The organism is Streptomyces sp. NPDC002680 (assembly GCF_042889145.1).
Lineage (GTDB): Bacteria > Actinomycetota > Actinomycetes > Streptomycetales > Streptomycetaceae > Streptomyces > Streptomyces adonidis.
Genome location: NZ_JBIAQP010000022.1, coordinates 1 through 24,658, shown reverse-complemented (window position 1 = coordinate 24,658; position 24,658 = coordinate 1). Strand labels below are relative to the sequence as shown.

The 24,658-nt window shown below is 69.4% G+C and carries 21 protein-coding genes and 2 tRNA genes; 10 read left to right on the top strand and 13 right to left on the bottom strand.

Annotation, left to right across the window (positions count from 1 at the left end):
* Positions 1-30: 30 nt before the first annotated feature.
* Together ACFYXF_RS42365 and ACFYXF_RS42360 are read right to left on the bottom strand one after the other, a co-directional pair.
* Positions 31-870 carry a L,D-transpeptidase family protein gene (locus tag ACFYXF_RS42365; protein ID WP_389358274.1) on the bottom strand — a complete coding sequence of 280 codons (840 nt, stop codon included), beginning with the start codon at positions 868-870 and terminating at the stop codon, positions 31-33.
* On the bottom strand, positions 867-2,111 hold the full coding sequence (locus ACFYXF_RS42360) for an Ig-like domain-containing protein (RefSeq protein WP_389357902.1): 1,245 nt from the start codon (positions 2,109-2,111) through the stop codon (positions 867-869). Before ACFYXF_RS42360 ends, ACFYXF_RS42365 begins: the two co-directional genes overlap by 4 nt.
* A 108-nt stretch (positions 2,112-2,219) precedes the next feature.
* Here ACFYXF_RS42360 and ACFYXF_RS42355 point away from each other — a divergent pair, with 108 nt between their 5' ends.
* Positions 2,220-2,918: a response regulator gene (locus ACFYXF_RS42355; protein WP_389357900.1), complete on the top strand. Its 699-nt coding sequence runs from the start codon at positions 2,220-2,222 to the stop codon at positions 2,916-2,918.
* A complete protein-coding gene (locus ACFYXF_RS42350; RefSeq protein WP_389357898.1) occupies positions 2,915-4,735 on the top strand; it encodes a sensor histidine kinase in 1,821 nt (606 codons plus the stop codon). The genes ACFYXF_RS42355 and ACFYXF_RS42350 overlap by 4 nt, the downstream gene beginning before the upstream one ends.
* Positions 4,736-5,038: 303 nt before the next feature.
* Here ACFYXF_RS42350 and ACFYXF_RS42345 read toward each other — a convergent pair whose 3' ends face one another.
* The 3 genes from ACFYXF_RS42345 to ACFYXF_RS42335 form a co-directional block, all read right to left on the bottom strand.
* Positions 5,039-6,976: a galactose oxidase-like domain-containing protein gene (locus ACFYXF_RS42345; protein WP_389357896.1), complete on the bottom strand. Its 1,938-nt coding sequence runs from the start codon at positions 6,974-6,976 to the stop codon at positions 5,039-5,041.
* On the bottom strand, positions 6,973-9,000 hold the full coding sequence (locus ACFYXF_RS42340) for a glycosyltransferase family 2 protein (RefSeq protein WP_389357894.1): 2,028 nt from the start codon (positions 8,998-9,000) through the stop codon (positions 6,973-6,975). The genes ACFYXF_RS42345 and ACFYXF_RS42340 overlap by 4 nt, the downstream gene beginning before the upstream one ends.
* A 459-nt stretch (positions 9,001-9,459) precedes the next feature.
* Positions 9,460-9,533, bottom strand: a tRNA-Lys gene (locus tag ACFYXF_RS42335).
* Between the two features lie 172 nt (positions 9,534-9,705).
* Here ACFYXF_RS42335 and ACFYXF_RS42330 point away from each other — a divergent pair.
* The 5 genes from ACFYXF_RS42330 (at position 9,706) to ACFYXF_RS42310 (ending at position 15,462) form a co-directional block, all read left to right on the top strand.
* Positions 9,706-11,214: a peptidoglycan-binding protein gene (locus ACFYXF_RS42330; protein WP_389357892.1), complete on the top strand. Its 1,509-nt coding sequence runs from the start codon at positions 9,706-9,708 to the stop codon at positions 11,212-11,214.
* A gap of 94 nt (positions 11,215-11,308) precedes the next feature.
* On the top strand, positions 11,309-12,445 hold the full coding sequence (locus ACFYXF_RS42325) for an SPFH domain-containing protein (RefSeq protein ID WP_389357890.1): 1,137 nt from the start codon (positions 11,309-11,311) through the stop codon (positions 12,443-12,445).
* Between the two features lie 98 nt (positions 12,446-12,543).
* The gene (locus tag ACFYXF_RS42320; RefSeq protein WP_389357888.1) at positions 12,544-13,167 is read left to right on the top strand and encodes a lytic polysaccharide monooxygenase; all 624 of its coding nucleotides are present in this window, start codon (positions 12,544-12,546) and stop codon (positions 13,165-13,167) included.
* A gap of 104 nt (positions 13,168-13,271) precedes the next feature.
* Positions 13,272-13,772: a hypothetical protein gene (locus ACFYXF_RS42315; RefSeq protein ID WP_389357886.1), complete on the top strand. Its 501-nt coding sequence runs from the start codon at positions 13,272-13,274 to the stop codon at positions 13,770-13,772.
* Between the two features lie 40 nt (positions 13,773-13,812).
* Positions 13,813-15,462 (top strand): AMP-binding protein, encoded by a 1,650-nt coding sequence (locus ACFYXF_RS42310; RefSeq protein WP_389357884.1) that lies wholly within the window; start codon positions 13,813-13,815, stop codon positions 15,460-15,462.
* Positions 15,463-15,769: 307 nt separating this feature from the next.
* Here ACFYXF_RS42310 and ACFYXF_RS42305 read toward each other — a convergent pair.
* The 6 genes from ACFYXF_RS42305 to ehuB form a co-directional block, all read right to left on the bottom strand.
* Positions 15,770-15,843: transfer RNA gene (locus tag ACFYXF_RS42305), tRNA-Lys, on the bottom strand.
* Between the two features lie 97 nt (positions 15,844-15,940).
* A complete protein-coding gene (locus tag ACFYXF_RS42300; protein ID WP_389357882.1) occupies positions 15,941-16,699 on the bottom strand; it encodes an IclR family transcriptional regulator in 759 nt (252 codons plus the stop codon).
* Positions 16,700-16,880: 181 nt separating this feature from the next.
* On the bottom strand, positions 16,881-17,660 hold the full coding sequence (gene ehuA / locus ACFYXF_RS42295) for an ectoine/hydroxyectoine ABC transporter ATP-binding protein EhuA (protein ID WP_389357880.1): 780 nt from the start codon (positions 17,658-17,660) through the stop codon (positions 16,881-16,883).
* Positions 17,650-18,300, bottom strand: coding sequence for an ectoine/hydroxyectoine ABC transporter permease subunit EhuD (gene ehuD, locus ACFYXF_RS42290; protein ID WP_389357878.1), 651 nt, complete (start codon positions 18,298-18,300; stop codon positions 17,650-17,652). The genes ehuA and ehuD overlap by 11 nt, the downstream gene beginning before the upstream one ends.
* The gene (ehuC, locus tag ACFYXF_RS42285; RefSeq protein WP_389357876.1) at positions 18,297-18,965 is read right to left on the bottom strand and encodes an ectoine/hydroxyectoine ABC transporter permease subunit EhuC; all 669 of its coding nucleotides are present in this window, start codon (positions 18,963-18,965) and stop codon (positions 18,297-18,299) included. Before ehuC ends, ehuD begins: the two co-directional genes overlap by 4 nt.
* On the bottom strand, positions 18,962-19,873 hold the full coding sequence (ehuB, locus tag ACFYXF_RS42280; protein ID WP_389357874.1) for an ectoine/hydroxyectoine ABC transporter substrate-binding protein EhuB: 912 nt from the start codon (positions 19,871-19,873) through the stop codon (positions 18,962-18,964). Before ehuB ends, ehuC begins: the two co-directional genes overlap by 4 nt.
* Positions 19,874-19,964: 91 nt before the next feature.
* On the opposite strand from ehuB, the gene ACFYXF_RS42275 reads away from it, so the two are divergent.
* A complete protein-coding gene (locus ACFYXF_RS42275) occupies positions 19,965-20,477 on the top strand; it encodes a DUF3830 family protein (protein ID WP_389357872.1) in 513 nt (170 codons plus the stop codon).
* Here ACFYXF_RS42275 and ACFYXF_RS42270 read toward each other — a convergent pair.
* Both ACFYXF_RS42270 and ACFYXF_RS42265 read right to left on the bottom strand, forming a co-directional pair.
* Complete coding sequence (locus tag ACFYXF_RS42270; protein ID WP_389357870.1) at positions 20,458-21,888, bottom strand: amidase; 1,431 nt, start codon at positions 21,886-21,888, stop codon at positions 20,458-20,460. The genes ACFYXF_RS42275 and ACFYXF_RS42270 overlap by 20 nt on opposite strands.
* A gap of 25 nt (positions 21,889-21,913) precedes the next feature.
* Positions 21,914-22,864 (bottom strand): D-2-hydroxyacid dehydrogenase, encoded by a 951-nt coding sequence (locus ACFYXF_RS42265; RefSeq protein WP_389357867.1) that lies wholly within the window; start codon positions 22,862-22,864, stop codon positions 21,914-21,916.
* A 155-nt stretch (positions 22,865-23,019) separates the two neighbouring features.
* On the opposite strand from ACFYXF_RS42265, the gene ACFYXF_RS42260 reads away from it, so the two are divergent.
* On the top strand, positions 23,020-23,829 hold the full coding sequence (locus tag ACFYXF_RS42260) for a decarboxylase (RefSeq protein ID WP_389357865.1): 810 nt from the start codon (positions 23,020-23,022) through the stop codon (positions 23,827-23,829).
* Positions 23,826-24,557 (top strand): decarboxylase, encoded by a 732-nt coding sequence (locus ACFYXF_RS42255; protein WP_389357863.1) that lies wholly within the window; start codon positions 23,826-23,828, stop codon positions 24,555-24,557. Before ACFYXF_RS42260 ends, ACFYXF_RS42255 begins: the two co-directional genes overlap by 4 nt.
* Positions 24,558-24,658: the final 101 nt, after the last annotated feature.

Genomic DNA, 24,658 nt, shown 5'->3' with positions numbered 1-24,658 from the left:
TTCGTGATGGGGCGTTCGCGGTCCTGGCCGTCACCGTTCGAGGGACGTGCGGTCCCCCATCACGACCACCGGGTGCAGCGCGGGGTCGAGCGCGAGCAGCAGCTCCTTCATGTGCTGCTTCGCCAGGCTCACGCAGCCGTGGGTCGGGCCCCCGTGGTCGACGTGCAGCCAGATGCCGCCGCCGCGGTTCGTGCCGAGCGGGCGGGTCCAGTCGAGCGGGGAGGTGCCCGGCTCGCGGTTGTAGTCGATGGCGACCACGTAGTCGAAGGAGCCGGCGAGCGGCTCGCCCTCGAATCCGGTGCCGCCGATGGTGAAGCCGCCGGACCGGTCGTAGGGCAGCTTCGTGCCCGGGTCGGCGAGCAGCCCGCCCGCGTCGCTGAGGGTGAACACACCGATGGGCGAGTGCAGGTCGCCCGCGTAGTGGTCGTCGGTCCAGCCCTTGAGCGCGTTGTGGGCGGCCCAGGTCCGCCCGGCGGTCCAGCCGCTGTCGTCGGTGCGACGCTCGTACAGCACCACCTGCGACTGCGGGGAGTCCTTGTCCTTCCCGGTGACGATCAGGACCTGCCGGGCGTCGTCGGGGATCTGGGCGAGCGTCCGGGGGCCGAGGCCCGGCAACTCGGCCGGGGCGGAAGGGCTCGGGGCCGGAGTACTGGTGGCCGTGCCGATCTCGCCTGCCGGGCTCGGCCCGGATCCGGCGACAGCCCGGATGTCCTGCGCACCGGCGGCTGCGGCCGAGGAGACGCCTCCCGCCACCGTCCCGGTGCCGACACCGGAGCCGCCGCACCCGGCCAGGGTGAGCGCCAGGACCAGGACCGCGGCGGGGACCGGCACACGGGAGCCCGAGCCCGCCGAAGAGAAGACGTGCCTCATCGCGCCGACCCCGCCGTCCACTCGCCCCACGGCATGTTCCAGCCGTTGAGCCCGTTGTCGGGGGCGATCACCTTGTCGTCGGAGTTCTTCACCACGACCACGTCGCCGATGAGCGAGTTGTCGTAGAACCAGGCCGCGTCCTGGCCGGAGTCGCCGCCGCCCTTGGCGTCGTTGAGCCCCACACAGCCGTGGCTGATGTTGGACTTGCCGAAGACGGAGTCGTCCCCCCAGTAGTTGCCGTGGATGAAGGTGCCCGAGGTGGACAGCCGCATGGCGTGCGGGACGTCGGGGATGTCGTACTGGCCGGCGAAACCGACCGTGGCGCCGTTCATCCGCGTCGAGATCAGCTTCTCGGAGATGACCATCCGCCCGTTCCAGGTGGGCGAGGAGGCGGCACCCGCGGTGATCGGTACGGTCCGTACGGTGGTGCCGCCCCGGACGACCTTCATGGTGTGCGCGGCGGCGTCCACGGTGGACACCTGACTGCGCCCGACCTTGAAGCGGAAGGTCTTGTCCTGCTCGCCGTACGCGTCGGCGGCCCCCTTCACCCCGGCGAGGCGGATCCTGACGGTGACCGTGGAGTTCGGCTTCCAGTAGTCCTGTGGACGGAAGTCGAGGCGCTGCGCGCCGAACCAGTGGCCCACGACGGTCTGTCCACTGTCGGAACCGACCTCCACGGCGGACTCGACGGCCTTCTTGTCGGTGATCGCCTTGTCGAAGGTGAACGAGACCGGCATGCCCACGCCCACCGTGGAGCCGTTCTCCGGGGTGTGGGTGCCGGTGAACCGGTCGGCCTCGGCAAGGGTCGTGAACGCCACGGTCCTGGTCGTGCGGTGGCCGCCGGCGTCGGTGGCCGTGGCGCTCAACCGGTAGGCCGTCCCGTGCTTCAGGTCGCCCGTGGGAGCCCAGCTCTTCTTGTCGGGGGACCGTTCGCCGGGCACCGTCCGGCCGTCCGCGGTGGACAGGAACGCCTCGGCGATCGTGCCCCCTTCGACCGTGACCCGGCCGCCGGTGGTGACCGGGACGTGTTCCTGCCCGTCGGTGGCATGCAGGTCCAGCCGGGCCCCCGTCGCCGCCCGGGCTACCTGCGCGGGTGTCTTCGCCGGGCTCGCGGCGGGGTTCTTGGCGTCCGACGACGTCGTCCCCGTGCTGCAGCCGGCCAGCAGGCATACCGAGACGGCCACTAGCGCCAGGGCGGACCGGGCCGGGCCGGTGTGATGGGTGGTTTCTCCGCTGTGCATGGGGCCAGCGTGGAGCGCGGATATCAGGAAGTGGTCAGGGTGTGGCAAGGACCGCATGAGGGTCGTTCACCGTGCTGACGCGGCCTCGGCACACCTAAGGTCACCTGCGTGTGCGCATATATTCTGGTCGCCGAAGACGACGGCATGCAGGCCGAGTTGATCCGCCGGCTCCTCGTCAGGGAAGGCCATACGGCCACCGTCGTCTCCGACGGACGAGCCGCTCTCGACGAGGCCCGCAACCGCCGGCCCGACCTCGTGATCCTCGACGTGATGCTGCCCGGCCTCGACGGGTTCGGCGTCTGCCGCGTCCTGCGCCGGGACGCGGACATCCCGGTGCTGATGCTCACGGCCCGCTCCGCCGAGGACGATCTGCTGCTCGGCCTCGACCTCGGCGCCGACGACTACATGACCAAGCCGTACAGCCCCCGGGAGCTGCTGGCCCGCATCCGCATCGTGCTGCGCCGCACCCTGCGTCCCGTCGAGGAGGAATCCCCCGTACTGCGCGTCGGAGGCGTCACCGTCGACCCCGTACGGCACGAGGTCACCTGCGACGGTACGGAGATCGGCTGCACCCCGGGCGAGTTCGCCATCCTGAACGCCATGGCCGCCGAGCCCGAACGGGTCTTCTCGCGCCGCCAGTTGCTGGAACACACCCGTGGCCACGACCGGGCGTCAACCGAGCGCGCCATCGACATGCACATCCTCAACCTGCGCAAGAAGATCGAGCCCGACCCGCGCGCCCCCGCACGGCTGCTGACGGTGTTCGGGGTCGGCTACAAGCTCGTGGACGGAAAGGGTTCCGCATGACCCGCCCGGACGGCGGGACGCCCGTCGCCCGCATCCCCTGGCACAAGAGTCTGCTGGTACGGCTGCTGCTCACCTCCGTGGCGATCGCCGTACTGTCCGTCGGCGCCACCGCGTGGCTGGCCGTGCAGCTCACCACCCGGGCCATCCAGGAGGAGCGAGGGCAGGTGCTCTCCGACGACTCCGACATCCTTCGCCGGCTCAGCGGCTACGCCGCAGCCCATCCCGACTGGGACGGCATAGGGCCCACCGTGCGCACACTCTCGCGCACGCTGGACCGCCGTATCACCCTGACCACCGCGGGCGGACGGCTCATCGCCGACTCCGCCGCGTCCGGCACCGCGCTGCCCGCCCGCGCCTCGGCCACCGTCGACCCGCTGCGTACGGACACCTACACCCAGCCCGGCGCCCAGCTCGCCGGCATCGACCCACGGGCGGTGGGGCCCTATCGGTTGTCCTCCGGCGCGGTCAGTGAGGTGAACGCGGCGGCGCTACTGCGGGTGAAGTGCCTGACCCGGTACGGCGGCGGTGGCCACACCGAACGGAAGCTCAGCGGCCGTACGGTCGCCATCGCCGACGGCAGTTCGGCGGACGTGGTCTCGCGATGCGCCGACGAGACGGACAACCCGGTGATGCCCAGCGAGCGCACGGCGCTGGTGGCCCTCGGGAAGCTGATGACCGGCTGCCTCCCTGGTGAATTCAAGGAGCTGCCCAAGATGGACCCCACTTTGCAGTCGCTGTTCCGCGACGACGTCGTTCCGGGGATGTCCGACCGGCCGGTCGTCGGCAACGAGCAGACGCAGAACTGTCTCGACACGGCCCGCCGCACCCAACTCGACCCCTACGTCGCCCCACCGGCGGTCCTCTACCTCGGCGACCGCGACCAGCAGCGGACCGGCTTCGACCTCTCACCCGCCAACAAGACGAAGATCGTCGGAGTCTCCGGTCTCGTCCTGGCCGTCACGATCGCCCTGACCGCCCTCGTAGCCGTACGTCTGGTCCGTCCCCTGCGCGCCCTGACCGCCGCCGCCCGGCAGCCGCCCGAGCACCACGCACGGGTCGCCGTCACCACCAAGGACGAGACGGGCTTCCTGGCCACCGCCTTCAACGACCTGACCGCGCGCCGGGAGCAGATGGAGGCCCAGCGCAAGGCCATGGTCAGCGACATCGCCCATGAACTGCGCACCCCGCTGACCAATATCCGCGGCTGGCTGGAGGTCACCCGCGACGGACTGCTCGACCCCGACCCCGACCTGATCGCCTCCCTGCACGACGAGGCGCTGCAACTCCAGCACATCATCGACGACCTGCGCGACCTCTCCGCGGGCGACGCCGGCACCCTGCGACTGCACCGGGAGCCGCTGGCAGTGGACGAGTTGATCGGCCAGGTCGCCACCGCGCATCGCAGCCGCGCCGAAGCGGGGGCCGTGTATCTGCGGGCGGAGGCCGATCCCGGGCTCTGGATCGACGCGGACCCGGTGCGGATGCGGCAGGTCCTGGGCAACCTCGTCTCCAACGCCCTGCGGCACACTCCAGCGGGCGGGACGGTCACGCTCGGCGCGCGGCAGACGGCGTACGAGGCGGTCCTGACCGTGCGGGACACGGGGGTTGGGATTGCCCCCGATGACCTGCCCCATGTCTTCGACCGGTTCTGGCGCGTCGAGAAGTCGCGCAGTAGGCGTACGGGGGGCAGCGGGCTCGGATTGTCCATCGTGCGGCAGTTCGTCGAGGCGCACGGGGGGACTGTCGCGGTCGACAGCACGCCGGGCAGCGGGGCGGTGTTCACGGTGCGGCTGCCTTGTGTGCGTGAGCCGGACTAAGGGTGCGTTGTCGGCTGCGGGCCGGTGGGGGCTGATCGCGCAGTTCCCCGCGCCCCTAAAAGCGATTCGGCGCCCCCCTTTCAACGAGGGGCGCCGACCACCCACCCAGGGGCGCGGGGAACTGCGCGACAAGCCACGACGCACCCGCAGCCGACAACGCGCCCCTAAAAGCAGTCGGCGCCCCTCTGAACAAGGGGCGCCGTTCGCATACCTAGGGGCGCGGGGCTGTATCTAATTTGCGGCTACCGCCGCGTGGGCGCGACAAGCCACGACGCACCCGCAGCCGACAACGCACCCCTCGCGCTAAGGCACCTTGACCCACTGCGCCTTGCTGGGCGTCCCCTGGTCATCAGTGACGAACAGCATGTACCACCCCGACTCCACCAGGTTCCGGTTCTTCGGGACCGTCACCGTGATGCTGTCCTTCGTCTTCTTCAGGTCCAGGGCGATCGACCGCTGGTCCACATCCGTCACGTGCGTCGAGGCGCTCGGCCGGATCAGACGGGCCGTCTTGATCGTGGACGCGTGCTGGGACTTGAACGTCCCGGACGCACCGCGAGCGATCGTCTGCGGACCGCCCGTCAGGGAGGGCTGCGCGTCGCGGTACAGGTACGGCGGCGTGTAGATCTCGATGCGCTGTTCGAACTTGCCCGGCTTGGTGTTGGCCTTGTCCGCGTACAGCGAGTCCGAGCCGAAGAACATGACACGCCCGTCGGGCAGCAGGATCGAGCCCGAGTGGTAGTTCCGGCCCACCAGCGGATCGGCGACCCGCTTCAGCTTGCCGGTCTTCGCGTCGTACATATGGGCCTGGAGGATGTTGGAGTCCCCGCGACCCCGGTAGTCCTCCGAGCCGCCCGAGATCATGACCGTGTCGTCGGGCAGGATCGAGTACTGCGGGTAGCGCGTCCCCTTCTCCAGCTCCGGACCGTCCGTGAAGACCGGGTTGTCCGCCAGGAGATCGATCACGCGGGTCTTCTTGCTGGAGAGCGCCGACTCGCCGACCCCGCCCCCGCCGATCACCATGTACTTCTCGTCCTGCGCCGGCGGCAGCAGGACCGTGCCCGCCGTCTCCAGCAGCTTGGGGTCGCTCAGACCCTTCAGCTTGGTGAACTTGTCGGTCTCCACGTCCCAGATGCCGGGGTCACGGCCGACGTTGTCGGGGCCGTAGCCCGCGTTCGCGCCCGAGTAGAACATCTCCCCGTTCTGCATCAGGGAGATCGCCGGGTACGTCGGGAACTGCCGCGTGTGCTTCGTGTACGTCCACTTCTTGGTCTTCGGGTCGAACACCTCGTTCTTGCCCGGCACCAGCTGGCCGATCTCGTCCAGGCCGGAGAGGCTGAGGATCTTGCCGTCCGACATGGTGGTGAGCGTCGGGTACCAGCGGGCCTCGTTCATCGGGTCGACCTTGATGTACTTCTCGGCGACCGGGTCGAACTCGAAGGCGTCCCGGATGCCCTGGAAGTCCTTCTTGTCCAGGGCGAGCTTCTCGGCGATGCCGTACGTGTTGCGGGAGTCGGCGCCCGACAGGCCCTGTACGCGGTAGTTGTCCTGCGTACCGGTCTCGTACTTGGTGCCCTTCTTCTGCGCCTCGACATAGATCCGGCCGAGCCCGGGGTCGTTGCGCAGGAACTTGCCCGTCGCCTTGTCGAAGACCTTCGTCGCCCGCTCGACGACGACCGGGTCCTTCGACACGAACGTCTTGCCGTTCTCCTTGCCGGTGAACTTGGTGCCCGCGGGCAGGGTGATCGGCTTGTCCGGGTTCTCGTTGTGCACCACCATCAGGCCGCCGGCCTTGGTGACATCACCCTTGAGCTTCTCGTACCGCTTCGTACCGCCCGCGATCAGCAGATTGCCGTTGGCGAGCTGGGTGTGGCCGGTGCAGAACAGGTCCTTGGGCGTGTCGATCTTCTTGATCGTGCCCTTGACCGGGTCCCAGAGGCGGGTGTCGAACTTCTTCGCGTCGAAGTTGTCCGCGTTGTTGCCGGAGCCGGCGACGAGCAGCACCTTGCCGGTGTGCAGCAGGGCCGCGTGGATGGTGTTCTGCCGGTACTCCTCCGGGAAGTTCACCACCTCCCACTTGCCGTTCTCGGCCTTGTACTCCGGTCTGTTGATCTTGTAGTCGTGGTATTTCTCGGTGCTGAAGCGGTACACCCACGGCCCGTTCATCCCCGCCAACGCGAGGACCACCGCCGTGCCTATCGCGAGACGACGGGCGCGGCGGCGGCCTGCACGGTCTTTCATTCCTTACGTCCCCCAAGTCCACCAAGGGCGATCTGCATGGTCTGGTCGTTGCCCTCGCTCCCTACGCTGCCCCCGCCGGTCCCGCCCGATGCGGCCCACGTGGGCTTGTGCTGCGGCGCGTGGGAGGAGTGGGGGGCGTATGGGGCGTGCGATGCCTGCGAGGCGTGTGGTGCGTGCTGGGCGGGCACGATCGGCTGTGGCGCGGCATCCTGCGGCTCGGCCGGGCCGGCGGCGAGCTTCTTCTTCTCCTGACGCAGCATGTGCCGCCAGACGAAGATCGGCGTCGCGGTGATCGTCGTGGCGAACGTCGCCCAGATGATCATCGCGGGGTGCGAGTGCCCGAAGGCGAAACCGGCGCCGATCGAGCCACCGAAGATCAGGATGAAGTACCAGTGGTAGCGGAACGTCCCGAACCAGCGGTCCGGGCTCGCCGAGTCGCCCTTGGGCGTGACCACGAACTTGCTCTTGCGCCGCAGCGCGGAGTCGAGCAGGGCCTTGGCGTAGAGCGGCGCGGACAGCGCCGACATGACCATGCCCGCCACACCGCCGGAGCCCTCGGGCTCGTGCGGGGAGACGTTGTGCCGGCGGTTCCAGATGTACAGGCCGATCTGCAGCGCCGAGGCGTTGCCGTACAGCATCAGCCACACCGTCGGGTCGATGTTCACACCCGAGGCGCCGAGGCCCAGGAACAGCGCACAACTCAGCGCCGCCAGGATCCAGTTGAGGGCGGACATCGGATAGAAGATGATCATCATCGTGTAGTTGAAGAGCTTGCTCGGCGGCAGCGAGTAGAAGCCCTTCCAGTACTGCGTGAGGATCGTCTCGTACGTCCCGCGCGACCAGCGCATCTGCTGGGTGAAGAAGTCCGTCCAGGCACTGGGACCCTCACCGACCGCGAGCACGTCCGGCGTGTAGACCGAGCGCCACTTCTTCCCCGTCGCCGGGTTCTTGTGGCGGTGGATCTCGAAGCCGGTCGCCATGTCCTCGGTGATCGAGTCGTACAGGCCGCCGATCTGCTTCAGCGCCTTGATGCGTACGGCGTTGCTGGTCCCCACGAACATCGGCGAGCCGTAGCGGTTGCCGGCCCGCTGGATCAGCGCGTGGAAGAGGAACTGCTGCGACTCGGCGGCCTTGGTGACGAAGTTGTCGTAGTTCCCGTAGACCTGCGGGCCGATGACGAAGCCGATGTTCGGGTCACGGAAGAAGCCGAGCATCCGCTCCAGGTAGTTGGGCAGCGGCACGTGGTCGGTGTCCACGGAGGCGAAGAAGTCGTAGTCGTCGCCGTGCGCGTCGAGCCAGGCGTTGTAGTTGCCGTGCTTGGTCTTGGCGCGGTGCGGGCCCTTGGGCTGGTTCCACTTCGCGACGCCCTTGCGGGAGAAGTGGTGCACGCCCAGGCGCTCGCAGACCGCCTTCACATCGGCGTCGTCGCCCTCGTCGAGGAGCCAGACATGCATGAGGCCGCGGTGCCGGATCCGCACCGCGGCTTCGAGCGTCTTCGTCACCATCTCCAGCGGCTCCTTGCCGGGCACGAAGGAGGTGAGGAAGGCCACTCTCGTACCGGTCTCGGGCACCACCGGGATCGGGTCGCGGGCGACCAGGGTGGCGTGCGCGTTCGACAGCACGTTCAGGCAGCGGAACAGCTCGATCAGGCCGATCGACACCAGCATCACGATGTCGAGCGCGGGCAGGAAGTCGTAGGCCGGGTAGTCGCGTTCCGTCCAGTGCGCGGGCTGGAGCAGCCAGACGAGCAGGACGACGGAGAGCAGTGGTGCGGCGCCCAGCATCAGCGCTGCCCGTACGCGGTGCGGTTCCTGCGAGAGCAGGGAACGGTACTTGACCGTGTAGGGCTTGTTCGGATCAGGTTGGGTAAGGGGTCCGGCCAGCCGGCTGTAGTGCTCGTAGTCGTACTTCGGCAAGGTCTTCTTGACTCGGCGGAATCCACCGGTCTGATGTGACGGCACCCTGAGCTGGGTCGTCTGTGACGCGTCGAAGTTATGCCGGGCGCCCGTCGGCGTCGACGTCATGAGTCATCCCCCCACACGCAGGTCAACCGCGTGTTTGTCGGTTCCTAACGCCTGCTGGGCCCCCCTCGGCCTTCACAAACGCATCAGCAATGGACCACTGCCGCCACATCGTCCACACTCTATAGACATGGAACAGCGCCCTTCCGGTTGCATGATGCCCCCCTCGGCATCTGTTCATGGACGGGGCCCCATCCCCGTATCCAGTGCAACCGGTCCGCCCCCAACTGCCGCGTATCCGCAGCATCTTGAAACCCAAGGTTCTACGCCGTTCATCAAGATCGCAAGATGCGAAACACGGTGTTTACCGGTCATACGCGCTCATTGTGACGGCTGTTGAGTCCGGTTGGTGCGTTTGGGACCGGATGTGTGCAGATGGTGTCGGAGTGTTTACGTATCGTCTCTTTGTGATTTAGACACGAACAGGCCCTCCGCCGGAGCGGAGGGCCTGTTCGTGTGCTGTGCGCCGCCAGGGACTCGAACCCCGGACCCGCTGATTAAGAGTCAGCTGCTCTAACCAACTGAGCTAGCGGCGCGCGGTGACGTCGACAACTCTACCCGACCCCGGCGAGTGGTCAGGACCGCCCGGGTCCGCGCATCGGGCCTGTACATCATTCGGACCGTCAACATGCGACAGCGGGTGACAGTTGAGAAACTGCGGAGGTGCAGAAGCGCGCAAGTCATCGCCTGGAGTGTGAGGGGAATCGCATGGCGACTCCGGTATTCGAGGAATTCGATCCCGCGAGCGACTGCGAATGCCCCGGATGCGTTCACTGGCGGGGCGTCAGACCCTATTCCGGACCGGTCTCGGGAACGGGTTCCGGACCCGCCCGTACGGTGGTCGGACGGACCCTCGTCGTGGCCGCGGCGGCGTCCGCCGTGCTCGGCGCCGGCCACGCCCTGCCGGCCGCGGCGGCCCCGTACGCCCCCCACCGTCCGGGAGTACCCGCAGGTGACGAGCCCGAGACCCCACAGGGCGGCAAGGCCCCGCTGCACGGCCCGACCGGCAAACCGGCCACGGACAAGCTCCGGGCGACCACCCGCGCGGAGATCGTCAACCGGGCCAGGACCTGGGTCGCCGCGCGGGTCCCGTACAGCATGAGCACGTACTGGCGGGACGGTTACCGCCAGGACTGCTCGGGCTTCGTCTCGATGGCCTGGAATCTCGCCGGGAACGAATGGACCGGCAGCCTCGACAAGTACGGCGTGCGGATTCCCAAGGAGGATCTGCAGCCCGGCGACATTCTTCTGTTCCACAATCCGTCGGACCCCCAGAAGGGCTCGCACGTCGTCATTTTCGGCGGCTGGACGGACTACACGCACACCTATTACATCGCCTACGAGGAGACCCGCCCGCACGCCCGCAGGCAGGCCACTCCGTACGCCTACTGGAGCCACTCGGACGGCTATCAGGCCTATCGCTACAAGGGCCTCGCCGCGAACACGGGCGGCACGGGCGGCACCGAGGACCCGGGCGACTCCGGCGGCACGGAGGCCACCGGCGGTACGGGCGGTACGACGGGTGCGGCCCCCGGAGCCGCCCCGGAAGCGGCGACCAGATTCCCGGGCGCGCGGTACTTCGGCCCCGGCGCAAGCAACACGTACGTCACACAACTCGGCACAATGCTCGTCCGGCGCGGTGGCGCCCGCTTCTACACCTCGGGTCCCGGCCCGCGCTGGTCGGACGCGGACCGCAGGGCGACCCGGGCGTTCCAACAGGCCCAGGGTTGGAAGGGCTCGGCGGCGGACGGCCTGCCGGGTCCGCGCACCTGGGCGCTGCTGGTGAGCGGAACGGGTCGCGACATCGGCGGCGGCACTTCCCAGGCAACCCCGGGAACGGCGCCCGGAACGGCGCCCGGAACGGCGCCTGGAACGGCACCTGGATCAACTCCCGGAGCAGCCCCCGGTACGGCTCCCGAGGCGGTCCCCGGCACGGTCCCCGGGGCGCCCGGCCCGCCCGCCGCGGGCAAGGCGGTCCCCGCGTTCCCCGGACGGGGCGTGTTCCGGCCGGGCTCCAGCAGCCCGTATGTCGCCCAGCTCGGAAAACAGCTGGTGAAGAAGGGGTTCGGCCGGTACTACCCGACCGGGCCCAGTACCCGCTGGAGCGAGGCGGATCGGCGCGCGGTGCAGGCCTTCCAGCGCGCCCAGGGCTGGCGGGGCGGCGCCGCCGACGGCTACCCGGGCCCGGAGACCTGGCGCCGCCTCTTCTTCTCGTAACGCCGGCCCCGGCACCTGCCGGTTGGCCGGTAACCACTGTCGTGACACGGCAACGCACGCATGAACGCATCTGGCGCGGAGGCTGGAGGCACAAATGAGTACGACGACCGAACAGACACCGGAACCCGAGGGACCCCTGGACAACGGCCCCAACGGCCCCCGGCCCGCCCGGCTCATCCAGAACGAGGCCACCACCGAGATCCCCGTCCACCTGCTGTTCCGCGACGAACCCGACCCGGTGTCGATGCCGCTGCGGCCGGCCGTCGTGGGCCGCAGGCAGGGTACGGGCGAGCAGCCGCGCGTCCGCAGACCCGCACCGGCCGGACCGAGCCCGGCGGTTCCAGCGGTCGACCCCGACCTGGTGGAGCGCCCGGCGCGGGTGCTGCCGGGCGCGGTGGGTGTGCTGGCCGGTGTCACCGGGCTGGCCGGGGGCGTGCTCACCTCCTGGTGGGCGGGCGCGCTGCCGCCCCTCGCGGTGGAGGCGCTGCGGCTCCCGGCGACCTACGCGGGCACCGGTCCCGGCCCCGCCCAGTGGGCGGCGTACGCCGGAGCGGGCGCCCTCGGGCTGTTCGGCTTCGGCGGGCTGGCGCGCGGGCGGACCGGGCGGGCCTGGGTGCTGGGCCTGTTCGGCCGCTACCGGGGGACGGTCCGGCGCACCGGCCTGCTGTGGGTCAACCCGCTGCTCCTGCGGAACCGGGTCGACGTACGGCTGCGGCACTGGCGCGGCGAGCCGATGCCGGCGGCCGACGCGAACGGGGTCGCGCTGCGGGTCGTCGTCCTGGTGGTGTGGCGGGTGCGGGACACCGCGCGGGCCACGCTCGGCGTCGAGGACCACGAGACCTACCTGCGCGAGTGTGTCGAGGCGGCGCTCGTACGGGTGCCGGTGGAGATGCCGGGCGCGGGGCGGCGGGCGATGGAGGTGGCCGGGGAGGCGCTGACCCGGGTGGTCGCGGCGGACACGGCGCCGGTCGGCCTGGAGGTGTTCTCCGTACTGCCGGTCCGGGTCGAGTACGCCCCCGAGGTCGCCGCCGCGATGACCCGCCGCCGTATCGCCGCCCTGGACGCCCAGCACCGGGCCGCCGCGCTCACCTCGGTCGTCGACTCGGTGGAGGACACCGTGACCCGGCTGACGATGCGCGGTCTGGTCGAACTGGACGACTACGAACGCAAGGTGCTGGTGAAGGACCTGACGGTCGCGTTCTGCGCGGGGCGGAGCGAGCCGGGTCCGTGATTGGTCTGGACATGCCCAACGGACGGTAATAATCTGATACTTGGTCTAGACCTGCACGCCTCACATGAACCTCCCCCACGTTCAGCAGGAGCGGCAGCATGCGCAAAAAGACCAAGAATCCCAGGAAAACCAAGGTCTACGCCTCGATAGTGGGCCTGGCCACGACCGGCGCCCTCGTCCTCACCACCGGGGGCGCCACCGGCCACGGCTACACCGACCTACCCATCAGCAGGCAGAAGCTCTGTCAGAACGGCACCGTGACGGGCTGCGGCGACATCCAGTGGGAGCCGCAGAGCGTCGAGGGCCCCAAGGGCTTCCCGGCGGCAGGACCCGCCGACGGTCAGATCTGCTCGGCCAACCACACCAACTTCGGCGCGCTCAACCAGCCGAAGACCCCGTCCGGCGGCACCTGGCCGGCGACGAAGGTGACGGGCGGTCAGAGCTACACCTTCCGCTGGCAGTTCACCGCCATGCACGCCACGACCGACTTCAAGTACTACGTCACGAAGTCGGGCTGGAACCAGAACCACGCCCTCGCCCGTTCGGACCTCAACCTGACCCCGTTCCTCACGGTCCCCTACAACGGCCAGCGCCCCCCGTCCACGCTCTCGCACGCGGGCACCCTGCCGTCCGGGCTCAGCGGTCGGCATGTGATCGTCGCGGTGTGGACGATCGCGGACACGGCCAACGCCTTCTACGCCTGCTCGGACGTCACGTTCTGAGCATTCCTTGAGCAAATCCGCGACCCCCCACGGGTACGTTCCCCGTACGCCCACAGGACCAGGTGAGGCGTACGGGGAGCAGTACTGAGAAACGGGGTACGGCCATGGACTTCATGTTCTACGCGGGGCCGACGTTCATCATCGCGATCGCCGTCCTGATGGCGACGTTCGTGATCCGCCGGGTGCTGCGGATGCGCCGCGCCTGGAACAGCGGCCTCACCGCCGAGGCGCGCTGTCTGCGCACGTACACGACGACGAGCGGCGGCTCCGGCGACACCTCGGTGCACACGACACTGCACCACGTCTACGAGTTCGTCGCCCGCGACGGCCGCACGGTCCGCTTCGACGAGCCGCACGGCCCGGGCACGGTCATCGAGGGCGACTACGTCACCGTCTTCTACAGCGAGGGCGAGCAGGTCAACGCCACGGCACACCGCCCGAGCCCGGTCCGGCACGGACTGGCCCTGGCGGGCGTCCTTGGATTCCTGGGCGTGGTCGTGGTGTTCTGCGTCGGCTTCATGGTGACGTACAGCCAGGTCTTCGAGCCGTTCGGCGACCTGTTCTCCGGCACGGACAGCGGCTACAGCAGCACCGACCTGCCATGAGTCTCCACATCTGACGGAACGTCAACTACCGTGCGCCCCCATGGAGTTCATGGAGAGGCGCACGGTCGCGGAACTCGTGGCGGCACGGTGGGGCGACCACCGTCCGGGCCTGTGGTGGGAGGACCGCACGCTCACACACCACGAGGTGGCAGCGGGCGCGGCGGCCAGGGCGGCCCTGCTGACGGACCTCCTCCCACCGGACGCCGAACCGCACGTGGGCGTGTTGTTGGACAACACCCCTGAATATCCCCTCTGGTTGAGCGCGGCGGCCCTCGCCGGTGCCGCCGTCGCAGGCATCAACCCCACCCGCAGGGGCCCCGAGCTGGCCCGCGACATCCTGCACACCGAGTGCCCGCTCCTGATCACCGCGAGCACCCACCTCCCCCTCCTCAGGGACTTCGAACTCCCGGGCGTACGCCTCCTGTTGACCGACACGCAGGAGTACGAGAACCTCCTGGCCCCCTACGCCGAGGCCGAACCGGACCCTTCCCCCGCCACCCCCACCGACCGCCTCCTCCTCTACTTCACCTCGGGCTCGACCGGCGCGCCCAAGGCGGCGATCTGCACGCAGGGCAGACTTGCCGCCGCAGGCCGGACACTGGCCCGGACTTTCGGGGTGGGCCCGGACGACGTGCACTACATCTGCATGCCGATGTTCCACGGCAACGCGGTGATCGCGGACTGGGCCCCGGCTCTTGCGGCGGGCGCCGGGGTGGCCCTGCGCCCCCGCTTCTCGGCCTCCAACTTCCTGGCGGACGTACGCCGCTACCGGGCGACCTACTTCACGTACGTGGGCCGGGCGGTCCAGTACCTGCTGGCGACGCCCGCCCGCCCCGACGACCGGGACAACCCCCTCCGGCTGGGCTTCGGCACGGAGGCCGGGGCGGTGGACGCGGCGGCCTTCGAGCGGCGCTTCGGGGTGCGGCTGGTGGAGGGGTACGGCTCCTCGGAGGGCGGCGCGGCCGTGCGCTGGACGCCCGGAACCCCGCCCGGCGCCGTCGGCCGCGCGGCACCGTCCGACGACCTCGCGGTGGTCGACCCCGAGACACGCACCGAGTGCCCGCCGGCCGCCCTGGACGCCTCGGGCAGACTGCTCAACGGCACCGCCGCGATAGGGGAGTTGGTGAACCGGGGCCCGAACCCCTTCGAGGGCTACTGGCGCAACCCGGAGGCCGAGGCGGCCCGCCGCCGGGACGGCTGGTACTGGACGGGCGATCTCTTCTACCGGGACGAGGACGGCTTCCTCTACTTCGCGGGCCGCGCCGACGACAGGCTCCGCGTCGACAGCGAGAACCTGGCCGCCGCGACGATCGAGAACATCCTCGCCCGGTACGAGGGCGCGGTGGCCGTCGCGGTGTACGCGGTGCCGGACCCGGTGTCCGGCGACCAGGTCATGGCGACCCTGGCCGGCACCTTCGACCCCGCCGACTTCACCGCCTTCCTGGCCGCGCAGCCCGACCTCGGGACGAAGATGGCGCCTCGGTTCGTCCGGGTCGTGCAGCGGATGCCGGTCACGGCGACCAACAAGATCCACCGGGCGGGGCTGAGGCGGGAGGGGTTCCGCTGCCCGGACCCGGTGTGGTGGCACCCGCAGGGGGAGCCGACGTACCGCAGGCTGACGGGGGACGACGTGGCGGGGCTGGTGGAGAGGTACCGGGAGCGGGGGCGGGAGGAGCTGCTCAGCCGGTAGGGCGCCGGGCCAACGAGGGCCCGCTGGAGCAAGGGGGGTGTGGGTGGCGAAGCCCCCACAACGCGCGGCGAAGCCGCGCAAAAACAACGGTGGCGGGTAGGTTCGCGCTTTTTGCGAACATACCCGCCACCGTCACTGTGCGCCGCCAGGGACTCGAACCCCGGACCCGCTGATGCTGCTTCATCCGGGGGATAACCCCCGGACCCCCAGCCGCCCCTGTCGAACCCCCGACCATCCCCGTGCGCCGGAGTGGCTCGTCTCAACGCCGAAGGCCTCCCGCTTCGGCAGGAGGCCTTCGATCGTCGCGTGCGCCGCCAGGGACTCGAACCCCGGACCCGCTGATTAAGAGTCAGCTGCTCTAACCAACTGAGCTAGCGGCGCATGACCCTCGCCGACCGCTCTCGCGGCTGGCGACAGGAAAAATAATACCTGGTCCGGGAGAGTGCTGCGGACCGGGCCGCCCCGCCTCGATCAGGGGCTAGATGGCCAGCGACAGCAGCACCGGCGCCGCACCCCGGTTCAGCCGGTCCGCCGCCTGGCGGAGGCGGTGGGCGTGGCGGACCGGGAGGGACAGTGCGAGGCAGCCGACCGTCGAGCCGGCCGTGATCGGGACCGCCGCGCAGACCGTGCCCACCGCGTACTCCTGGAGGTCCAGGACCGGCACCGTGGGCGGCTGGTTCGCCAGGCGGGAGAGCAGGAGCCGCTCGTTGGTGATCGTGCGCGAGGTGAGGCGGGCCAGCTTGTGGCGGGCGAGATGGTCGCGGCGGCTGTTGTGGTCGAGCTGGCCCAGCAGGCTCTTGCCGATCGCGCTGGCGTGCGCGGCCGTGCGGAAGTCGACCCATTCGTTGACCGCGGGCGTCGCCGCGCTCTCCGCGCACTGGGTGACATGGATCTCGCCGTCGACGTACCGGCTCATGTAGATCGCCGCGCCCACCGAGTCGCGCAGCCGGTCGAGGGTGTGCTGGAGCTGGGTGCGCAGAGCCTGGTCGTGGCCGTGCGTGGCGCCGAGGCGGCTGAGGGAGGTGCCGGAGACATACGAACCGTCGGCGGCCTGTTCGACGTACCCCTCGCGACGCAGCATGCGCAGGAGTGGGGTGAGCCGGTCCGTGCCGAGGCGGGTCTGACGGGCGATTTCGGCGTCGGTGACACCGGCGGAGTGCCGTGCCACCGTGTCCAGGACGCGCAGGGCGTCCTGGGCCGAGTGGTACGGCGCGGTCGGCTCGTGCTTGAGAGCCACGGTGTTCCCCCTGGCTTGCTTCTGGGCCGTGATCCGGACAGCCAATCCCCTCCACGATAGCCGTCAAGGGGCTTACGTGGAGGGGGCGTTGACGAGATTGTTCGCTCGGGGCGTGGCCTCTCAACAGGCGCGTGTTCACTTGGCATATGCCATTGGCATTCTGGGCGCCTCTTCGACGCGGTCAGAGCACCGCGCTGAGAAATTCGCGGGTTCTGTCCTCCGCCGGATCGCTGAAGATCTTTTCCGGCGGGCCCGACTCGATCACATGGCCAGAATCGAACATAAGCACTTGGTCTGAGATGTCCCGGGCGAAACCCATCTCGTGGGTCACACAGAGCATCGTGATGTCGGTGGTGCGGGCGATGTCCCGCAGCACGTCGAGGACGCCCGCGACCAGCTCGGGGTCGAGCGCCGAGGTCACCTCGTCGAGCAGCAGCACCTGCGGGCGCATGGCCAGCGCCCGCGCGATCGCCACCCGCTGCTGCTGTCCGCCCGACAGCCGGGACGGCCGCTCGTCCCACTTGTCCGCGAGGCCCACCAGCTCCAGCAGATCCCGCCCGCGCGCCTCCGCCTCCTCCTTCGAGAGCCCGAGGACGGTGACGGGCGCCTCGGTGATGTTGCGCAGCACGCTCATGTTCGGGAAGAGGTTGAAGTGCTGGAAAACCATCCCGATCTTCTTCCGCACCTCGCGGACCTGCTTCTCGGGCGCCGGGAACAACCGCTCCCCGCCGACGGTGATCGTGCCCTCGTCGGGCTTGGCCAGGGTCATCAGCATCCGCAGGATCGTCGTCTTGCCCGACCCGGACGGACCGATGAGCGTGACATGCCGCCCCGCCTCGACGGAGAGGCTCAGCCGGTCGAGGACGGTCTGCTCACCGAACCGCTTGGTGACCTGGTCGAGCCGGACCAGCTCGGTGGGAGTCTCAGGGGTCTTGTCGATGTCAACGGTGTCAACTGGCAAGGCGTCGCTCCAGAGTTCGTACGAGGAGGGAGGCGGGAAAGGAGATCAGGACGAAGGCGACGCCGATCACGGTCAGCGGCTCGGTGAACTGGAAGTGCTCCTGGGAGAAGAGCCGCGCCTCACCGAGCATCTCCAGCACGGTGATCGTCATCAGCAGCGGTGTGTCCTTGAGCATCGCGATCACGTAGTTGCCGAGCGCCGGTACGACCCGGCGCACCGCCTGCGGCAGGACCACCGACGTCCAGGTGCGCCGCAGGGGCAGGCTGAGCGCGGTGGCCGCCTCCCACTGGCCCGGCGGCACGGCCTCGATGCCGGCGCGGTAGACCTGCATCGTGTACGTCGAGTAGTGCAGCCCGATCGCGAGGACACCGGTGGTCAGCGCGGACGCGGCGATGCCCCACTCGGGGAGCACATAGAAGAGGAAGAACAGCTGCACGAGCAGCGGGGTGTCCCGCACGAACTCCGTGACCACCCCCACCGGCCAGCGCACCCAGCGCGTCGGCGTCCGCATCAGCAGCGCCCAGACCAGCCCGAGCGTGAACGAGATCAGCGACCCGAGGGCCAGCGCCTGGAGGGTGACGAGCAGCCCCTCCCAGAAGTGCGGCATGAAATCGCGTACGGCGCCCCAGTCCCATGTCATGCGGCACCACCCGTCGGCTGCCCGGCCAACTGCCGCTTCAACTGCTTCTCCAGGCCGCGCATGACCCGGGTGAGGAGGAAGGCGATCACGAAGTAGATCAACAGGATGTACGTGTAGATCTCGGCGCTCTCCTGCAGCGCGAGCCGCACCAGGTTGCCGCTGAACGCCAGATCGCCCATGCCCATGACCGACACCAGCGCGGTGCCCTTGAGCAGTTCGATCAGCAGGTTGGAGAAGGAGGGGATCATCTCCGGCACCGCCTGCGGCAGCAGGATCAGCCGCAGCCGCTGCCAGGGCGTGAACCCGAGCGCGATCCCGCCCTCCCGCTGTGCCGGGTCGACGGCGTTCAGCGCGCCGCGCACGATCTCGGAGCCGTACGCGCCATAGGTCAGCCCCAGCGCGAGCGTGCCCGCCCACATCGGCACCAGCTGCCAGCCGAAGGCGGGCGGCAGCACGAAGTACACCCAGAAGATCATCACGAGCGCCGAGGTGCCACGGAAGACCTCGGTGTAGAAACCGGCGAGGAAGCGCACGGAACGCAGCCGGTGGGTGCGCGCGATCCCCACGACGAAGGCGAAGACGGCGCCCAACAGCGCGCTGAACACGAGGAGTTGGATGGTGACCCAGACTCCTCTGAGGACTAGTTCCCAGAGTCCGGAGGTCATCCGCGACACAACTCCTTCGCGGTCAGATCGGTCATCTCGTCCTGGGTGAAGTCGAACGGCCGCAGGATGCGGTACACCTCGCCGCTCTTCTTCAGCTTGTGCAGCTCGACGTTGAAGGCGTCCCGGAGTTTCGTCTCGGTCAGCCGGAACGCGAACGCGCCCCCGTCGCCCCGGGGCTTCCCGTCGATGATCGGCGCGAAGGCGTCGGTGGCCTCCGCCTTGCGGGAGTTCTTCGCGACCAGCCGGACGGTGACCGCCGTGCCGGAGAACACGTCGACGCGCCCGGCCTCCACGGCGTTCAGCCCGGCCACCTGGTCGGGCACGATGAGCAGATCGCTCTCTTTGTAACCGGCTTCGACGGCATGCTGGATCTGCGCATATCCGGTACCGGTGGCGAGCTTGGCTTTCTTCTTCACAATGTCCGAGTAATTGTGAAGATCCTTGGGATTTCCCTTGCGGACAACGAAAGAATCAAGCATCTGGTAGTCGGGGTCGGCGAAGAGAACCTGCTGGCAGCGTTCCGGATTGACGTACATCCCGGCGGCCACGACATCGAACTGCTGGGAATTGAGGCCGGGAATGAGCGACCCGAACTCGGTGGGTACGGGCTGAACCCGGTCCACCCCCAGCCGCTTGAAGATGACCCGCGCCAGCTCGGGCGCCTCGCCGGTCAGTTCACCGTCCTTGTCGATGTACCCGAAGGGAATCTCCCCGGCGATACCGAGCCGTACGACGCCCTGCGCCCGGAGCCGGTCGAGCAGGTCACCGCCCTCGACGCCGGAGTCCGCGGACACACGACTGCACCCGAGGGTGCCGAACGAGCCGACCGTCCCCAGGGTGCCGAGCGCCGCTACCCCCGCGAGCAGCGACCGGCGTCCTATGCGTGGTGGTGCGTTTGATGGAGCCATGGCCGCGCGGCTACCCGAGAGCGCACGAGTTATGCGCGGGGGAATGCGAGAGGCGTGCGAGAGGGCATGCGAGAAGTCCGGCGGGGAAGACATGGAAGGCATGGCTGACGATCGATACATCGAAGTGTCACTGGCCGCCCGGGGAATCCGCTGCACGGCGAAACTCCTGACCGACCGTGCCCCGATCACGTGCGAGACCGTGTGGAATGCCCTGCCGCTGTCGGGTGACGTCTATCACGCCAAGTACGCGCGCAACGAGATTTACGCCCTCTTCCCGCCTCTCACGGAAGCCGAATCGCAACCGCCCCTGGAAAATCCGACAGTTACCCCGATCCCCGGAGATCTCTGCTATTTCGCGTTCGAGGGAGCGGAGCTGGGCACGAAGTCGTACGGCTACGACCGCGAGGTCGGGCCCGACGCGACACTGATCGACCTGGCCCTGTTCTACGAGCGCAACAACCTGCTGCTGAACGGCGATGTGGGCTGGGTGCCGGGCACGGTGTGGGGCGAGGTGGTCGAGGGCCTCCCGGAGATGGCGGCGGCCTGCAACGACCTGTGGCGGACGGGCGCGGCGGGGGAGACGCTCAGCTTCCGCCGGGCCTGATGGCGGAGAGGCCGAGTGCCTCTTCGAGCGCGTGCGCGGCCCGCAGCACCAGATCGTCCCGGTGCCGGGCCGCGACGATCTGCATCCCGACCGGCAGCCCGTCCCCGTCGACCCCCACGGGGAGACTCGCGGCGGGCTGCTGCGTCATGTTGAACGGGTACGTGAACGGAGTCCACCCCGTCCAGCGCCGCAGCCCCGACCCGACGGGCACCTCGACTCCCGCCTCGAAGGCGGCAATTGGCAAGGTAGGGGTGACCAGCAGATCGTACGACTCATGGAACAGCCCCATCCGCCGCCCGAGTTCCATCCGGACGTCGACGGCGGCGAGATAGTCGAGCGCGCTGATACGGGCCCCCACCGCCCGGATCTCCCGCAGTCCGGGATCGAGCAACTCGACCTGCTTCGCCCCGAGTCGCTGGGTGACCCGGGCCGCCCCGCTGAACCACAGGGTGTGGAAGGCGTCCACCGGGTCGGTGAGGTCGGGGTCGGTCTCGGTGACGTACGCGCCGAGTTCCGCGAGCCGCTCCACCGCCCGCCGGACCGCGCCGGCCACCGCCGGACGCACCGCGACCTGACCGCCGAAGGAGGGCGAGTAGGCGACCCGCAGCCCCCGCACCCCGCCGGAGAGGGAGTCGAGGAACGACCCGGAGAACGGCCCGAGGGCCGACCAGTCACGGGAGTCGGGTCGCCCGATCACCTCCATCAGCAGCGCCGCGTCCGCCACGGTCCGGGTCATCGGCCCGACATGCGAGAGCGTCCCGAAGGCGCTGGCCGGGTAGAGGGGGACACGGCCGTACGTCGGCTTCAGCGCGAAGATCCCGCAGAACGCGGCCGGGATACGGACACTGCCCCCGCCGTCCGTCCCGAGCGACAGCGGCCCGGCGCCCAGCGCGACGGCGGCGGCACTCCCGCCGCTCGACCCACCGGCGGTGCGCGAGGTGTCGTACGGATTGCGGGTGACGCCGGACAGCGGCGAATCGGTGACGCCCTTCCAGCCGTACTCCGGGGTGGTCGTCTTGCCGAGAAAGACGGCGCCGTGCTCGCGCAGCCGGGCGACGGAGGGCGCGTCCTCACGCCAACTCCCGTTGGCGTCGACGGACTTGGAACCACGCAGAGTGGGTGCACCACGCAGCAGGATGATGTCCTTCACGGATGTGGGTACGCCGTCCACGAGTCCCGCCGGCTCACCGCGCCGCCACCGCTCGGCGGACTCGCGGGCCTGCGCGAGCGCGCTGTCGGCGTCGATCCGCACGAACGCGTTGACGACGGGCTGGAGTTGCTCGGCCCGCTCCAGCGCGGCCCGGGTGGCGTCGACGGGACTGAACTCGCCCTTGCGATAACCGTCGAGGAGCCGGGTGGCGGTGAGGTCGGCAAGCTCGGTCGGCTCAGTGGCCTCGATCGGCTCGGTCATCGTGCGCCCTCCGGTAGTGCGTGCGTCAGTGCCCCGGTACGTACCCGCGCCGCTTGTCGACCACGTTGGTCAGCGTCTTCCCGGCCTCCCATCGCTCGTACAACTCGATGAACTGCGTGCCGAGTTCATCGCGCCAGCCCACGGTGTCACCGCTCATGTGCGGGGAGACGACGAGCCCGGGCGCGTCCCACAAGGGACTGTCGGACGGCAGCGGTTCACGCTCGAACACGTCCAGCGCGGCCCCCGCGATCCACCGCTTCGACAACGCCTCGGCGAGCGCGACCTCGTCGACGAGCTGTCCCCGTCCGACGTTGATGAAACGCGCCGAGGGCTGCATGACCCCGAAGCGGCGGATGTCGAACATGCGGTGGGTGTCGGCGGTGAGGGGAGCGGCGGATATCACCCAATCGGCCCGTGCCATCAGCCGGTTGAGGTCGTCGGGCCCATGTATCCCGGTACGAGGAGTACGCCCGACGATGGCGGTGGTGACGCCAAGTGCCTTGAGATACTTGGCAATTGCGCGCCCGATGGGCCCGGACCCGACAACGCAGGCCTTCGTCCCGGCAACCCGCTGGGACTCCCGATGCCGCCACTCGTGCCGCTGCTGAAGCTGGAGCGTCCTCGGCAGATCCTTGGCCATGGCGAGGACGAGGGCGGCGACGTACTCGGCGATGGGCTGGTCGAAGATGCCGCGCGCGTTGGTCACCACGGTGTCGGACGCGGCGAGTTCGGCGCACATCAGATGGTCGACGCCGGCACTCGCGGTGTGCACCCAGCGCGGCCGCGCCCCCTCGCCCGGCCAGGCGGCCCGTACGGCCTGCGAGGTGAAGTCCCAGACCAACAGGACATCGGCGTGAGGGAGTTGCCCGGCAAGAGTCGTCTCGTCGGCGTGCACGATCCGGGCCCGTCCGGTGAGCTTGCCGAGGCGGGGCGGCGGGTCGGCGTCGAGGACGAGGAGGGTGGTGGGCGCGGGCATGGTGAGCCGTTTCCGATTGGGGGACGCCGGGGGAGAGGGCCGGACGTCTGACATGCGCGGATTGACCACGCTCGCACCCGAACCTACCTTCGTCAACACGGATGTGCGTACGGTCCGTTGCCCCGTCGTTCCTCACTGTGAGGCCGGTGCCTGTCATGGATGTGTCGTTTCTCGGTGGACCACGCCCGCAGCGCGGCGTAGGCGTGGTGGCCCCCTTCGACTTCGCCCTGGACCGCGAGCTGTGGCGCTGGGTCCCCGACGAGGTGTCCCTCCACCTCACCCGCACCCCGTACGTCCCCGTGGAGGTCAGCCTCGACCTGGCCCGACTGGTCAGCGAGCACGAGACACTCGGCGACGCGGTACGCACCCTCAACGTCATCGCGCCCGAGATAGTCGCCTACGCCTGTACCTCGGGCAGTTTCGTCGGCGGTGTCGCGGGCGAGCGGGCGATGTGCGAGGCGATGACCAGGGCGGGCGAGGTCGCGTCGGTGACGACGTCGGGCGCACTGCTGGAGGCCTTGACGGAACTCTCGGTACGCCGAGTAGCCCTCGTCACCCCCTACACGGTGTCGGTTACGCGGTCCCTGGAGGAGTACGTGGCCGAGGCGGGCGTCACGGTCACGGGCTGCGCGTTCATGGGCCTGACGCGGCACATCTGGAAGGTCCCGTACCGAGCGGTGGCGGACATGGCGAGGAGGGCGGTGGAAGAGGGCCGCCGAGGCCGCCCGGAAGCACTGTTCATCAGCTGCACGAACCTCCCCACGTACGACGTCATCGCACAGCTGGAGGCGGAACTGCGGATCCCGGTGATCTCGGCCAACCAGGTCACGATGTGGGCAGCGCTGCGTCGACTGGGTACCCGGGCGGTGGGGCCGTACCAGGCGCTGCTGGACGAGACGGCACGCGCATGGCCCCAGGAACAGCAGGAGCACCAGGAACACCAGGAACGGGAAGGTTGGACATGACGGCACTCGGATTCCTGTACCCGGGCCACTCCGCCGAGGACGACTACCAGCGCATGGAACACCTGCTCGGCAGCGACATCCGGCTGGACGTGATCCACACGGACATCGGCGAGGACGCGCACCGCGTGGACGCCCTCCTGGAGATGGGCTCGGCGGACCGCCTCGCGGCGGGCGTGGAGGAGCTGCGGCTGTGCGGCGCGGAGGCGGTGGTGTGGGCTTGCACGAGCGGCAGCTTCGTGTACGGCTGGGAGGGCGCCCAGGACCAGATACGCACCCTCGCCCGGACGGCGGGCATGCCGGCGTCGTCCACCTCGCTCGCCTTCGTGCACGCGGTGCGGGAGCTGGGGGTACGGAGGGTGGCGATCGGGGCGACGTATCCGGCGGACGTTGCGGAACTGTTCGCGGAGTTTCTGGGGGCGGCGGGGGTGGAGGTGACGGGGGTCAGGGGCGCCGGGATCGTCACGGCGGCGGAGGTGGGTGAGTGGACGGAGGAGGACGTTCGAGCCCTGGCACAGGAGTCGGACGCCCCAGAAGCGGAGGCCCTCCTCCTGCCGGACACGGCCCTGCACACGGCGTCGCACATAGAAAACCTGGAGAGCCAACTGGCGAAGCCGGTCCTCACGGCGAACCAGGTAACGGTCTGGGAGGCCCTGAGACTGACAACCCGCAAGGTGAACGCCCCGTCCCTGGGCACCCTGTTCACAAGGGAACCGGTCGCACAGGCATAACACCCACTCGCCCCCGCCGCCCCTACCCGTTCCCATCCTTCTGGGGGCTGCGCCCCCAGACCCCCGCTGTCGGCCTGAACGGCCTCGTCCTCAAACGCCGG